Source organism: Streptomyces sp. NPDC102467 (genome assembly GCF_044765445.1).
Classification (GTDB): Bacteria; Actinomycetota; Actinomycetes; order Streptomycetales; family Streptomycetaceae; genus Streptomyces.
Window position 1 is genome coordinate 244,832 of record NZ_JBIWKA010000014.1, and the last position, 13,468, is coordinate 258,299.

Annotated in this window: 11 protein-coding genes; 4 read left to right on the forward strand and 7 right to left on the reverse strand. The window is 69.1% G+C overall.

Features of this window, described 5'->3' with window-relative positions; translation table 11 throughout:
* Window positions 1-50: 50 nt before the first annotated feature.
* The gene (locus tag ACIREE_RS28995) at window positions 51-1,328 is read right to left on the reverse strand and encodes an LCP family protein (protein ID WP_404158271.1); all 1,278 of its coding nucleotides are present in this window, start codon (window positions 1,326-1,328) and stop codon (window positions 51-53) included.
* A gap of 118 nt (window positions 1,329-1,446) precedes the next feature.
* Between ACIREE_RS28995 and ACIREE_RS29000 the strand changes: the two genes are divergently transcribed.
* Window positions 1,447-1,989, forward strand: a complete 543-nt coding sequence (locus tag ACIREE_RS29000) for an acyl-CoA thioesterase (protein ID WP_404158274.1) — start codon at window positions 1,447-1,449, stop codon at window positions 1,987-1,989.
* A 53-nt stretch (window positions 1,990-2,042) separates the two neighbouring features.
* On the opposite strand, the gene ACIREE_RS29005 is transcribed toward ACIREE_RS29000, so the two are convergent.
* Window positions 2,043-3,500: an LCP family protein gene (locus tag ACIREE_RS29005; RefSeq protein ID WP_404158277.1), complete on the reverse strand. Its 1,458-nt coding sequence runs from the start codon at window positions 3,498-3,500 to the stop codon at window positions 2,043-2,045.
* A gap of 126 nt (window positions 3,501-3,626) precedes the next feature.
* Here ACIREE_RS29005 and ACIREE_RS29010 point away from each other — a divergent pair, with 126 nt between their 5' ends.
* Window positions 3,627-4,664 carry a glycosyltransferase family 2 protein gene (locus ACIREE_RS29010; RefSeq protein ID WP_404158279.1) on the forward strand — a complete coding sequence of 346 codons (1,038 nt, stop codon included), beginning with the start codon at window positions 3,627-3,629 and terminating at the stop codon, window positions 4,662-4,664.
* A 19-nt stretch (window positions 4,665-4,683) separates the two neighbouring features.
* Here ACIREE_RS29010 and ACIREE_RS29015 read toward each other — a convergent pair whose 3' ends face one another.
* On the reverse strand, window positions 4,684-5,100 hold the full coding sequence (locus tag ACIREE_RS29015) for a spore-associated protein A (protein ID WP_404158282.1): 417 nt from the start codon (window positions 5,098-5,100) through the stop codon (window positions 4,684-4,686).
* A 309-nt stretch (window positions 5,101-5,409) separates the two neighbouring features.
* Here ACIREE_RS29015 and ACIREE_RS29020 point away from each other — a divergent pair, with 309 nt between their 5' ends.
* Complete coding sequence (locus tag ACIREE_RS29020; protein ID WP_404158285.1) at window positions 5,410-5,868, forward strand: DUF2690 domain-containing protein; 459 nt, start codon at window positions 5,410-5,412, stop codon at window positions 5,866-5,868.
* Window positions 5,869-5,945: 77 nt separating this feature from the next.
* Here the strand turns inward: ACIREE_RS29020 and ACIREE_RS29025 are convergent, their stop codons facing one another.
* The 4 genes from ACIREE_RS29025 to ACIREE_RS29040 form a co-directional block, all read right to left on the reverse strand.
* Window positions 5,946-7,610, reverse strand: a complete 1,665-nt coding sequence (locus tag ACIREE_RS29025) for an LCP family protein (protein WP_404158288.1) — start codon at window positions 7,608-7,610, stop codon at window positions 5,946-5,948.
* An 88-nt stretch (window positions 7,611-7,698) separates the two neighbouring features.
* Window positions 7,699-9,399, reverse strand: coding sequence for an LCP family protein (locus tag ACIREE_RS29030; RefSeq protein WP_404158291.1), 1,701 nt, complete (start codon window positions 9,397-9,399; stop codon window positions 7,699-7,701).
* 283 nt (window positions 9,400-9,682) lie between these two features.
* Window positions 9,683-11,029, reverse strand: coding sequence for an LCP family protein (locus ACIREE_RS29035; RefSeq protein WP_404158294.1), 1,347 nt, complete (start codon window positions 11,027-11,029; stop codon window positions 9,683-9,685).
* Window positions 11,030-11,136: 107 nt separating this feature from the next.
* The gene (locus ACIREE_RS29040) at window positions 11,137-11,892 is read right to left on the reverse strand and encodes a TIGR03089 family protein (RefSeq protein WP_404158297.1); all 756 of its coding nucleotides are present in this window, start codon (window positions 11,890-11,892) and stop codon (window positions 11,137-11,139) included.
* A 165-nt stretch (window positions 11,893-12,057) separates the two neighbouring features.
* Between ACIREE_RS29040 and ACIREE_RS29045 the strand changes: the two genes are divergently transcribed.
* On the forward strand, window positions 12,058-13,407 hold the full coding sequence (locus ACIREE_RS29045) for a peptidoglycan recognition protein (protein ID WP_404158300.1): 1,350 nt from the start codon (window positions 12,058-12,060) through the stop codon (window positions 13,405-13,407).
* The last annotated feature ends 61 nt before the right edge of the window (window positions 13,408-13,468 follow it).

The window sequence follows — 13,468 nt, forward strand, 5'->3', positions numbered from 1 at the left end:
GCCGAGAGAATCGGCGGGGCCCCATCGACGTAGCGGACGACGCGTGACGGTCAGCTGCTCGTCACGGTCACCTTCTCGTCGCTGTTGAACTGGTCGACGAGCTGCTTGACCTTGGTCTTGTCCCAGACCAGGTTGCCGCCGGTCGAGCCGCTGACCGGCATGTTCATGGACTTGCCGTCACCGTCGCCACCGGAGACCGACTTCATCGCCATGAACATGGACGCCAGGTTCCACAGACTCATGTCCTTGTCGACGACGAGCGAGTCCAGGCCCGCGCCGAGCGTCGGGTAGAGCTTGAAGGGGTTCATGATCGTCGACGGGGACGCCACCTTGTGGGCGAGGGCCGCGAGGAACGCCTGCTGGTTCTTGGTGCGCTGCAGGTCGGACGCGGCGAACGCGTGCCGCGTACGGACGAAGGCGAGGGCCTGCTGACCGGTCAGGGTCTGCTTGCCCGCCTTGAAGTCGGCGCCGGACCACTTGTCCTTGAAGCCGTCCTTCAGGTTCATCTCGACGCCGCCGACCGCGTCCACGATGCTCGCGAAGCCGCCGAAGCCGATCTCCGCGTAGTGGTCGATGTGCAGGCCGGTGTTGGACTCGACGGTGCGTACGAGCAGCTCGGGGCCGTCCTCGGCGTAGGCGGCGTTCAGCTTCGTCTGGCGGCCCGTGGCCGGGTAGAGCTTGCCGGACTCGGCGCCCTTGAAGCTCGGGATCGTCACGTTCGAGTCGCGCGGCAGCGAGACGAGGGTGTCCCCGTTGTCACCGACGTGCAGGATCATCATCGTGTCCGTGCGCTTGCCCTCGGCGGAGCCGGTGTGCAGCTCCTTCTTCTGCGCGTCGGACATGCCCTCGCGGCTGTCGGTGCCGACGATCAGGTAGTTCGTGCCCTCGCCCGCCTCCGGCCGGTCGATGACCTTGGACAGGTCGACGTCCCGGTGGAGCTTGGAATCCGCCCAGAAGTACGTGGAGATGCTGGTCACCACGAGGACGGTGACCACGGTGATCGCGGTCCACTTGATGCGCTTGCGCCAGTTCGGCGCGGGGCGCGCGGAGCGGCCGCCGGCCGGCGGCCCGTAGCCGTCCCCGCCGCCCGCGCCGCGGCTGGGCTGGCCGTAGACCTGCCCTGTGTTGTAACCGTTGTCGTACGACGGTTCCGTTCCGCCCTGGCCGTACGCGTCGTCGTACCCCGGCTGCTGTTGCTGCGGGACGGAACGCTGCACATGCGGCATCACCCGTGCGCCCTCGGGGCGCGCGCTGCCGCTGCCACGGCCGTAGCCGCCGCGGCCGCCGCCGCCCTGCCTGTCGCTCCGCCCCTCGGGCCAATCGTTCATATGGCCAGTGTGCCGTGCACGGCTGTGTGCCTTACAAGGGCGGAAGGTAAATCGGACCAGGGCTGTTGCAGAGCTGACACAAACGGCGCGTGCTCGAGCCGCGCATATGGTGGGTGGCATGACAGACCAGGCCCACGGCACGGAGTCCGACATTCCGGGCAAGCCGACTTCCGCATCCCGTACGACGTTGTCGCACATCATGACGCACAACGACACCAACCTCCTGGGTACGGTGCACGGTGGCGTGATCATGAAACTGGTGGACGACGCTGCGGGCGCGGTGGCCGGCCGGCACTCCGGCGGCCCGGCCGTGACGGCCTCCATGGACGAGATGGCGTTCCTTGAGCCGGTCCGCGTCGGCGACCTCGTGCACGTGAAGGCCCAGGTCAACTGGACGGGCAGAACCTCGATGGAGGTCGGTGTCCGGGTCCTGGCCGAACGCTGGAACGAGTCGACGCCCGCGCAGCAGGTCGGCTCCGCGTACCTGGTCTTCGCGGCGGTCGACGCCGACGGCAAGCCCCGCAGCGTCCCCCCGGTGCTCCCGGAGACGGACCGCGACCGCCGCCGCTGCCAGGAGGCCCAGATCCGCCGCCAGCACCGCCTGGCCCGCCGCCGAGCGATCAAGGAACTCAGGGAGCGAACAAGCCCCTCCGGCGATTGAGGAGCGGGGTTCGGGGCGGAGCCCCGTGACCCCCGCTCAAGCGCCCCGCACGGTCAGGAACAAGCCACCTCGTCCCCGGTGACCGCGCCGAACTCCCCCTGATACGCATCCTCGGCCCGCACCCGCCGAACCCCGGTGAAGTCCGCCCCGGCCCGGACCTTCAGCACAGGCCCCTGCCCCGGCGCAGGCACAAGCTGCGCCCCGGGCAACGCCGTGGCCAGAGTCTTCGCCGACCGGTCCCAGCGCGGGTCGAACAGGATGACCGTCCCCTTCGCGAGACGGCTGTCCGCGTTCACCGGCACCCGGCTGGTCCGGAACCCGGTCCCGCGCAGCGCCGTGTCGACCTTCTTGCCGAGCCCCGCCGTCATCGTCGCGTTCTCCACCTGGACCCGGATCTGCTGCGGCGAGACGTCGACGACGATCGCCTTCTTGCGGAACCGGTGCGCGGCGAGCGGCTGGTCGTCGCGCAGCGCCTGGAAGAGCCTCTCGGACCTCTTCGGGTCCCACTTCACGGTGGAGCCGATGCCCTTGACCGGGTAGCTGATGTCGCCGATCGGCACGGTCGTGAACTCCGACGACTTCGGGGTGAACTTGCGCATGGCGCCCGCCAGTTCCACCATCTCGTTCGTCCCGAACCCGTTGTCGGCGCGGACCGAGCTGAGCAGCGTACGCGCGACGTCGCGGAATCTGACCGGGTTCAGCAGCACCCCGGACGACGTCGTCTTCGAGATCAGCGAGGCCAGGAAACGCTGCTGGCGCTGCATCCGGCCGAGATCGCCCGCGCCGTCCGTGTGCCGGGCGCGTACGTACTGCAGCGCCTCGCCGCCGTTCAGCTGGTGCGTGCCGACGCCCAGGTCGAGACCGGTGTAGGAGTCCTTGAGCGGGCGGGCCGTGCAGACCTCGACGCCGCCGAGCACGTCGACCGTCTTCATGAAGCTGGTGAAGTCGACCTCCAGGTAGTGGTCGATCTTCACGTGCGTCATGTTCTCGACGGTACGGACGGTCAGCTGCGGGCCGCCCTCCGCGTAGGCCGCGTTGATCTTCACCGGGTGCGCGTGGTGCTGGTCGCCGCTGTTCTGGTCGACGTGCGGCGGCATCATGGCGTAGGAGTCGCGGGGGAGCGAGACGACGGACGCGCGCTCGTGGTCGGCCGAGATGTGCACGATCATGATCGTGTCCGTGCAGTGGCAGGGCGACCCGCCGAGCCGGTACTTCTGCCGCTCCGCCTCGGTGATCTTGTCGCGGCCGTCGGTACCGACGAGCAGGACGTTCATGCCGTGCCCGGCGACCGGGCGGTTCTTCATGTCCTTGAACGGGTCGATCCGGTCGATACCGGTGTCGAGGCCGGAGACGAGCGCGTGCCCGATGCCCGCCGCGGCGAGCACCGTCACCGAGAACGTCGTGGCCACCCGCAAGACCCACCGGGGCTTCTTCCTGCGCAGCGGCTCGGCCGGCCGGCGGAGCTGAGCGGGCCGGTCCGGGCGGGCGGGGGAGCGGGGCGGCGTGGGCACGTGGGGGACACCTCCGCGACAGCGGGCGTGGGACGCGTGCACCGTAGGCCGATACGATCTCCTGCCCGCGGTAGTGAGCCGGGCGGCGCGCGCCCCTGTCCCCCATTAGCGGTAACGTGACCCACGATGAACGCGAACTCCCACACGCAGCCTCCGGCCGTATCCGTGATCATGCCCGTCCTCAACGAGGAGCGGCATCTGCGCGAGGCCGTCGAAGCGATTCTGGCGCAGGAGTACGACGGCGAGATGGAGGTCGTGGTCGCCCTCGGCCCGTCCGCCGACCGCACGGACGAGATCGCCGCGCAGCTCGTGGCGGAGGACTCCCGCGTCCATACGGTGCCGAACCCGACGGGCCGCACCCCCGCCGCGCTGAACGCCGCGATCAAGGCCTCCCGGCACCCGGTCGTCGTCCGCGTCGACGGTCACGCCGCGCTCTCGCAGGGCTATATCGCGACCGCCGTCCGACTCATCGAGGAGACCGGCGCGATGAACGTCGGCGGCATCATGCACGCCGAGGGCACCAACGACTGGGAGAAGGCCGTCGCCGCCGCGATGACCTCGAAGATCGGCGTCGGCAACGCGGTCTTCCACACCGGCGGCGCCGCGCAGCCCGCCGAGACGGTCTACCTCGGCGTCTTCCGGCGCGAGGCCCTGGAGCAACAGGGCGGCTACAACGAGGAGTTCATCCGCGCCCAGGACTGGGAGCTGAACTTCCGGATCCGCGAGGCCGGCGGCCAGATCTGGTTCTCACCCGAGCTGAAGGTCTCGTACCGCCCCCGCCCCTCGGTGAAGGCGCTGGCCAAGCAGTACAAGGACTACGGCCGCTGGCGCCACGTGGTCGCCCGCTACCACTCCGGCTCCATCAACCTGCGCTACCTCGCCCCGCCCACCGCCGTCATCGCGATAGCGGCGGGCATCGTGGCCGGCGCCGCCCTCACCCCGTGGGCCTTCGTGATCCCCGCCGGTTACCTGGCGGCGATCGTCGCGGGCTCCGTTCCGGCCGGCAAGGGACTCCCGCTCAAGGCCCGCGCCCAGATCCCCGTCGCCCTCGCCACGATGCACATGACGTGGGGCTGGGGCTTCCTCACCAGCCCGAAGGCGCTCGCGAAGAAGGTCATCGCGTCGCGGCGGCCGGCGGTGCGCAGCCAGACCGCCGCCAACTGACGTACGGGGAGCCGGCGGCTCAGCCGCAGTGGTCGTTCCAGCGGATGTCTGTCAGGGCCGACGAGGCGGGCGAGACATAGCCGCCCCAGTCGATGCACTTGCCGGCGGCGTACACGTACACGGGACCCGCGTAGGAGGAGTAGCGCCCCTCGTCCTCCTGCCAATTTCCACCGGATACCTCTACGCGGGCATCCACATATGCCGTTCTGCCGAGGTTGTTCACGGTGACCACGCAGTTGTAGCCGTTGTTGTAGGTGAGGTAAACCGTGCCGCTGCCGGAGTTGACGCTCATCGAGTCGATGACCTTGTAGCCGCTGCCGCAGGCGCCGTTGTACGCGGTGGCCGCGGCTTGTGCGGGGCTCGCCGCGACAGTGAGACCTGCGGCGGCGAGTGCCACGGCGGCTGCTGAACCTGCGATCTTCCTGTGTGCGCGCATGATTGATTCACCTCGGCCTTTCAGAAGGGGCGGCGTGGAGAGCCGTCCGGACCAGTGGAGATCGTCGCGGCGACCTCATCATCGAACGATCACGCAACCAATGGGATGACGTGTTCATGGCTTGATTGCGTGGAGGTATGGCCGATTCCGGGATCACGCTCCTCTCCTGCAACTTCCCTTACTGAAAAGGCAGTTGACCGCTCCGCAGGCGCATGATCGTATGTGCGCGCTTTCCACTCTCAGGTGCCTGCGGCCGATCGGCCGCAGGCTTCTCCCGCATGTCCAGGAGGGGTCGAAGTGCGTCCCAAGATGAGGAACTTCGCTCGTGCAGGTGTGGTGGCCGGGGGGCTCGGACTCGCGTTGATCGCGGGAACGGGGGGCGCCCAGGCGTACACGTACGACGGTCAGGACCCGACGGCAGCCGGGTGCGGGGGTGACGCGACGACGGTGCAGTCGGCGGTCGTGAAGAACGCCAACGTGAGATTCGGCGTCATCGAGATGCGCTACAGCCTCAAGTGTCACACCGGCTGGGCCCGCCTCACCCTCGACTACACCCAGTCCGCCTGCGGAAACGCCTCCGCCGGCTACGACTGTGCGCACGCCTACATCATCCGCAACAACGACGGCCGCCAGTACGGCTGCACCATCTACAAGGGGCAGTCCCAGTGCTACACGCCCATGGTCTATGACAAGGGTCTGACCTCGTTCGCCCAGGCCGCGATCGACTCCGCGGCGGGCTCGGCCAACACCAGGACCGGCTCCTACTGACCCGACGGCCCGTCAGAAGCCCTGTACCCCGCGGGACATGAGTCCGGCGGGGCACAGCGTCGCGCGCGAACGGGCAGTTACCAGGTGTATCCCTGCTGGATGTCCATGCAGGCATCGGTGTCGTCGCCGTTCAGGGGACGGGAGGACGCCGGGGGTTTGCCGTCGTTCGTCGCCGCGGACTTCGGGTAGGTGTCGCCACTGCGCCAGTCGGCGCCCACGACCAGGGTCACGCCCGACGACTCGGTCGACTTCTTCACCGAGGTCAGCGGCAGCCCGACGGCTTTCGCCACGGCCTGGGCGTCACCTTCGAGGTCGGCGCTCGGGTAGGTGATGACGGTCTTCTCCTCCGGCTGGTTCTGCGGGTCGACCTTCGCCTGCGCGAAGCCCTTGCCCTGCAGTGCCGTCACAACTCCCGTGGCGCGCCGCGAGGTTGGGGCCTGACCGTCCACGGCCGTGCCGTTGCGGACGATCACCGCGATGGCGTCGTCGGCCGCGGCCGGATCCTCCGACGTCAGGTCGGGCTTCTTCTTCGACGCCTTGCCGTCGAGCGGCTCGTCGTCGCGCACCATCGTGAACAACTGCTCGGCGTCACCCGCCTTGGGTATCACCCGGTTGATGTTCTGCGGCCACTGCGCGGTCGGCATCGTCGTCATCGTGATGCGCTTGGTGGGCACCTTCTGCAACTGCTTCGCCAGGTCGTACAGCTCGGAGACACTGGCGATGCCCTCGTCGACCGTCAGCGATCTGGTGGCCTGCTCGGCGAGCTTGCGCAGCTGGTTGGGGTTGGTGAGGGTCGCGTTCTCGCGCAGCTCGCGCACCATCGAGTTCATGTACATGTGCTGCGCATGCGTGCGGCCCAGGTCGGTGCCGTCCTCGAACCCGTAACGGGTCCGCAGCCATTTCAGGGCGTCCTCGCCCTTGATGGAGGTGGTGCCCTTCTTCAGCTTGAGGCCGGAGCCCGCGCCGTCGCTGTTGTGGGAGTACACGTTCTGCTTCACACAGACCGGCACGCCCCCGATCGCGTCGGCCATCGACACCACACCCGAAAACTCGATCTTCATGAAGTGGTCGATGTGAATGCCGGTGAGCTCCTGCCACGTGGCGACGGTGCAGCCGGGACCGCCACGGCCCAGCGACTCGTTCGTCATCTCCAGGGCGCCCGGCGACGGATAGACCTTGCCGTCGGGATCGGTGCACTTGGGAATCTTCAGCATGGTGTCGCGCGGCATGCTGATCACCGACATGTTGCTCCGGTCGGCCGACACGTGCAGCAGCATCTGCACATCGGCGAGCGGGGGAGCGCCCACGCTCTCCTTGTGCCCACCGAGCTTGAGATTCTCCTTCGTGTTACGGCTGTCGGAGCCGATGAGAAGGATGTTGAGGGGGGTCTGGCCGGCCTCGTTCGGCGTCGGCTCGGCCACCTTCTTCTCGCCGAGGTTGAGTCGGTCCTTCTTGATATTGCCGTTCAGATGTCGGTAATAGAGGTAGCCGGCGCCCGCCGTGCCGACCACCAGGACCGCGAGAACTCCCGCGGTCCAGCGCAGTATTCGATGTCTGCGCCGTTTCGGCCGCCCGCCCCCGTGCCGGCCCGCACGTGGTGTGCGATCCGGGAGATCCCTGCCGTCACCTGCGGAAATGTCCTCGTGAAGTCTCTCGTCCTGGACCGACTCACCGGCGTGAACCGCCGGTTCACCGAGGCCGTCCGTCCGTGTGCGCTCCCCGCGCACGCCGCTTCGCCCCATGCCTCTGCCCCACCCTCCCCGCCCTATGGCCATGACTCGGCCGCCCCGCTGTCAATTGGTTAGACAGCCAAAGGGCGGCCGAGGTTGGTCACTTGGCGCAAACAGTCTTGTCGGCTGTTGTCTTGACGGCATCCACCTTCGCCGTCCCGCCGCCGCTGATGGGCGTCCCCGCGCCCTTGAAGTCCTTGCCGAGGATCAGGATCATCGCCGGCAGCCCCTGATCGTTCTTCTCGCTCTTGCCTTCCTTCAGCGCGGACCCGGGCAGGCCCATGATGTCGGCGAGGCGCCGGGCCTGGTCGGCCTGGTCGGGCGAGTACTCCAGGGTCGTCTTCGCCTGGTCGGGCTTGTTGCCCATCTGGCTGGACTTGCCGACGTCTTCGCTGTTCTGCAGGTAGGTGAGGGTCGCCTGCGCGGCACCGGTCTTGCCGCTGCCGTTGTACAGGTCGACGCGCACATCGGCGGCCGCGGACTTCGTGCCCTTGAGCTTGGCGTCGGTGGCGGCCTTCTGCTTCTTCTTCGTCTCCGACAGCGACACGTCGTTCTTGATCGCGTCGAAGACCGGCGGCGCGGCCGCGTTCAGGATGACCGTCTTGTGCACGACGCCGTCCGCAGGGTTGTCGCTCACCGGTGCCGTCAGGAACGTCAGGTTCTTCGGCGGGACCTTCTTGATCTCAAGGGCGATGTCCTTGAGATGGCTCAGACTTCCTATGCCCTTGTCGACGGTGAGCGCCTTGGTCCCGGCCTCGGCGAGGCCCGTCAGCTTCCTCGGATTGGTGAGGGTGTCGCTCGAACTCATCTTCCGCGCCAGGGAGCTGAGGAACTGCTGCTGCACCTTGATGCGGTCCAGGTCGCCCTGGTTGCCGAAGCTGTGCCGGGTGCGCAGGAAGGCGAGCGCGTCCTCGCCCTTGACGACGCTCTTGCCTGCGGGGAGTTTCAGGTGGGAGTCCTTGTCGTTGACGGCTTTCTCGACACACACCTCGACGCCGCCGACCGCGGTGGAGAGCGTCTTCACCGCGTTGAAGTCCGCCATCATGAAGTGGTCGACGGTGATCCCGGTGACCGCCTTGACGGTCGCCATCGTGCAGCCGGCGTCGCGGTCGCTCTGCCCCAGACTGGTGTTGAAGCGGACGTCCGACGAGCCGGGGATCGTCTTGAGCTCTCCGGTCTCGGGGTCCTTCGCCTGGCAGTCCGGCACGTCGACGATGAGGTCGCGCGGAATGCTCAACGCGGTCGCGTTCGTACGGTCCTTGGAGACGTGCAGCAGCACGTTCGTGTCGGCGTGACCGACGCTGCCCTTGTCGCCGTAGCCCTCGTTGCCCTTGCCGGTGCGCTTGTCGGTGCCGATCACGAGGATGTTGAACGCCTCGTCCTTGCTGAAGCCGTTCTTGGCGCCGACCACGTCCTGCGAGGTGATGTTGCCGTCGAGGTGGCGGTAGTAGAGGTAACCGCCCGCCGAGGCGGCGAGGACCACGAAGGCCACGCCGCCGGCCGACCACAGCAGCACTTTCTTCGCCGTCGACTTCTTCTTTTTCTTCGGCTTCGAGCGTCGCCGCCCCGGCGCGGGCGCCTGCTGCTGCGGCTCGCGCCGCCTGCGCTGCGGGGGCACGTCCTGCGGCTCCCGCCTGCTGTCGCGCCTGCCGTCCCGCGGCGTGGTGCGGCGGGGACCTGGCACCGACGACTGCCCAGCGGAAGGGGTCAGTCGCAGTTCGTAATCACCGGTTTGCGGGTTGAGTACCCACTGGTCTGCGGGATCGATGTCGTCCGCCCGCCCACGGCCTTGCGCGTCCACGGTTGTCTGCATCCTCCGTCGGGGCCACGCGGCGCCTCGCCCCCCTCAAAGCAGGCGCCCGGTCAGTCGATAAGAGGTGCGCGACCTCGCCTGGGCAGCATGGCCGGGTGCACCGGATCGCTCACACTATCCGCCCAGTTCAGCGTCAAGCGACGGCGGTGACAAATTCCACTCCCCTACAACTGGGCATTCCGGCTCATTTCTGTGAACCTGTGTGCCACCTGATGACTTCCGCTTTACCCAGAGGCTGTTGAGGCGCGTGTGGAGAGGCCTCCGAGGCGCCTCAGCCGCAGGCATCCTGCCGGGCCGTGTTGCCACGGAAGGTGGGTGCGGGGGAGGGGGCGGCGGACGGTGCGGCGGGTGCCGACGGTCCGGCGCCGGGCTTCCCGTCGCCCCACTCCCCGTACTCCCCGTCCGCGCCGGATTCGTACCCGTCGTCGTAGTTACCCTCTTCGTAAGATATGTCCGATCCGTCCCCATCGCCCTGTGTTCGGCCGTTCTCGGCCTGTACGTCCGCGGGCGTCTCCTTGGAGACGACGATCGGGGCGTCGGTGCGCAGCTGTGTGAACAGCCGCTCGGCGGCGGGCTGCACGAGCTGGTCGCGGTTGGCGTTGTAGATGTACGACTGCCGCGGCACGGTCAGGAACTGGATGCGGTCGACCGGGATGCCGCGCATCCCGCGCACGAGGTCGTAGAGCCCGCGCAGACTCGCCAGACCCGGGTCGGTGGTGAGCGAGGAGGTGGCGGCGTCGAGCACGGGGTACAGCTTCGCCGGGTTCAGCAGCACGTCGTTGCTCTGCACCTTCGTGGCGAGCGCGCCGAGGAACCGCTGCTGGCGGTCCATCCGGTCGGTGTCGCTGCCGTTGCCGATGCTCTTGCGGGCGCGCACGTAGCCGAGTGCCTGCTCACCGTCGAGAACGTGCTTGCCGGGGGCCAGCCGCAGGTGCGCGTCCGCGTCGTCGATCGGCTTGTCCAGGCACACCTCGACGCCGTCGACCGCGTCGACCATGTCCTTGAAGCCCTGGAAGTCGACGACCATGTGGTGGTCGATCCGCACGCCCGTCATCTTCTCGACCGTACGGATGGTGCAGGCCGAACCGCCTGTCTCGAAGGCGTAGTTGAACATGGCGAACATCGGCTCGATGCGGGTGCCGTCCGGTTTGCGGCAGGCCGGCACGTCGACCATCAGATCGCGGGGGAACGAGACGGCGGTCGCGCTCTTCCGGTCCGCCGCGACGTGCAGCAGGATCGTGGTGTCCGAGCGCTGCGTGCCGTCGTTGCGGCCGTACTTGCGGTTCGCCCCGGCCCGCGAATCGGACCCGATGAGCAACAGGTTCTGCGCCCCGTCGACCAGGACGGTGGGCCGTTCCTTCTCGTAGCGGGCGAGTTCGGCGGCGGTGTCGGAGTCCTCGTGGATGTTGCCGTTGAGCTTCTCGAACGCGATCCAGCCCGTCCCGCCCGCCACGAGCACCAGCAGCGCCGCGCCGATCGCCGAGTACCGCAGCCATCTCCTGCGCCGCCGGATCCGCCCGGCGCCGCTCGGGGACGATCCGCCGCCCGGGCCGAGCGGCGTCCCGCCGTCGCGCTCCGGGGGCGTGGCTGCGGAGTCGGTCACGTGGGGCCCCCTCATGGCGACGTGGAAGACGCGGCAGCGCGTGCGTACGCATGCGTCTCTACGACCATGGACCCCGCCGCGGCGCAGGGCCGGGGGAGCTGACCCGAACGGGTTACGCGGGGCTATCGGGCGGTGGCCGTGATCCGTTCGCTCTCGACCCGCCTGGCGAGGGCCTCCTCGTCGAGCAGGTCGAGGTTGCGGCACAGCACGACGGAACCGCCGGTCGCGAGCGGCGCGAGCAGCCCGGCGCTCAGACCCTGCCAGGTGTCGTACGGGAGCCCGGACAGGAGCCGCGAGCCGGGCCCGGTCAGGCCGAGCCCCGGGGCGTCGGCGGCGGCCTTCTCCACGACCTCGGCGCCGGTCCACTCGGCGCCGGCGACGACGAGCGCGGGCTCCTGCGGGTCGACCGGCGAGAAGGGTGCGAACCGGTCCCCCTGCGACGGCACCTCCACCGCATAGTCGAGGAACCCCTCGGGCGGCTGCGGGAACCGTCCGCCCAGCGGCCGCAGCGCGAGCGCGACCCGCTCACCGGAACAGGCCCGCGCCTCGTCCAGCGTGTCGGGCCCGCTGACGACGAGATCGGCCCCGGCCGGGTCCCCGCCCACCTCGGCGACGACCCCGACCGATGAACAGGCGAGCAGCCACACCGCGCTCTGCCAGTGCGCGGGCAACAGCACGGCGACCCGGTCCCCGGGCTCCGCGTTCAGCTCGCCCTGCAGAAGATTGGCGGTCTTGGCCACCCAGTTGGCGAACGTCGCCACGGACAACTCCACGCGCTCCCCGGTGGCGTCGTCGTAGAACGTGACGAGCGGCCGCCCCGGATCGGCGCCGAGAGCGGCCTGGAGCAGAGCGGCAGGGGTACGGTGCGCGACATTCACCCGCCCCACCCTACGCGGCACGCATCCGGCGCCCGGCGGCACCGAGGGGGCGCCGCCCGCCCTTGTCGCCGCCGCCGTTCCGACACCCCGTCATCCGCCAACCCCACCCCCGGACTTCACCCCGGCACCCGTATGACACTCCCCAATGGCCGGAACCGTACCGGTATGACCACGATCGTGGGCATGCGTGGATTTCTTGCTTCCTCGATCGGCGTCACCTGCGCGGCCGCCCTGGCCCTCCCGCTCACCCTGCCCGCCGCCTCGCACGCCGTGCCGGCCCCGGCGCAGGCCTCGGTCCCGGGCAGCACCCAGTCGCTGGCGCTCGCCCCTCCGACCGCCACCCGCGCCGCGGGCACGCCCCCGGAACAGGGGCTGCCGCGGCGTGACGTCCGCCCGTTCTCCCTGGTCGGCGTCGTCTGGGACGACCCGAACACCGAACTCCACGGTCAGGTACAGGTCCGTACGCGGACCACCGGGACCGCCACCTGGTCCGCCTGGCAGGACCTGGAGACCCACAACGACGACGCCCCCGACCTGGACAGCGCCGAACACACCTCGGGCCGCCTCCACGGCTCCACCGCCCCCCTCTGGGTCGGCGACTCCGACGGCGTGGAGGTGCGGGTGCACGGCGACGCACCCGCGGCCACCCGCGCCGCGACCACCGATCCCCTCCCCAAGGGCCTGCGCCTCGAACTCGTGGACCCCGGCGCCGAACCCCCGCCGCAGAGCACGCCCGCCGAGGGCCCCCGCGCCACCGGCCTGACCCCCGAGACGGCCGAGGCCTCCGCCGTGAACGCCGATCTCGCCCCCCTCGGCGCCACCGCCGTCACCGCGCTCTCGAAGAAGGCGACGGAGGACGAGCTGATCGAGGCGCGCGGCGGCGACACGAGCGCGGCCAAGGCCCGCCCGTACGTCGGAGCCCGCCCGCGCATCATCACGCGCAAGGGCTGGGGCGCCGACGAGAAGCTGCGCGAGAAGAAGTTCGGCTACACGAAGACCGTGAAGGCGGCCTTCGTGCACCACAGTGCTACAGGCAACAACTACCGCTGCTCACAAGCCTCTTCGGTCATCCGCAGTATCTACCGCTACCACGTCAAGAGCAGCGGCTGGCGCGACATCGGCTACAACTTCCTCGTGGACAAGTGCGGCAACATCTACGAGGGCCGGGCGGGCGGGATCACCAAGGCGGTCATGGGCGCACACACCCTCGGCTTCAACACCAACAGCATGGGCATCGCGGTCCTGGGCTCCTTCGGCAGCTCCAACCCGCCCGCCGCCGCGGTGAACGCCATCGCGAAGCTCACCGCGTGGAAGCTCGGCCTGTACGGGGCAAATCCGCGCGGTACGACATATCTCAAGTCGGGTGGTGGCAATCTGTACCGCAAGGGAAAGAATGTGCGACTACATGTGATCTCCGGCCACCGGGACGGATTCGCAACCGAATGCCCGGGACGCCGTCTCTACAACAAGCTCGGCAAGGCCCGCAGCAGCTCCGCCCACCTCCAGGGCCGCTGACGCCGGCCGGCCCGGGTCTCGAACGGTCTGCATACACTGGCCGGCCGAAAGAGAAGTTCGG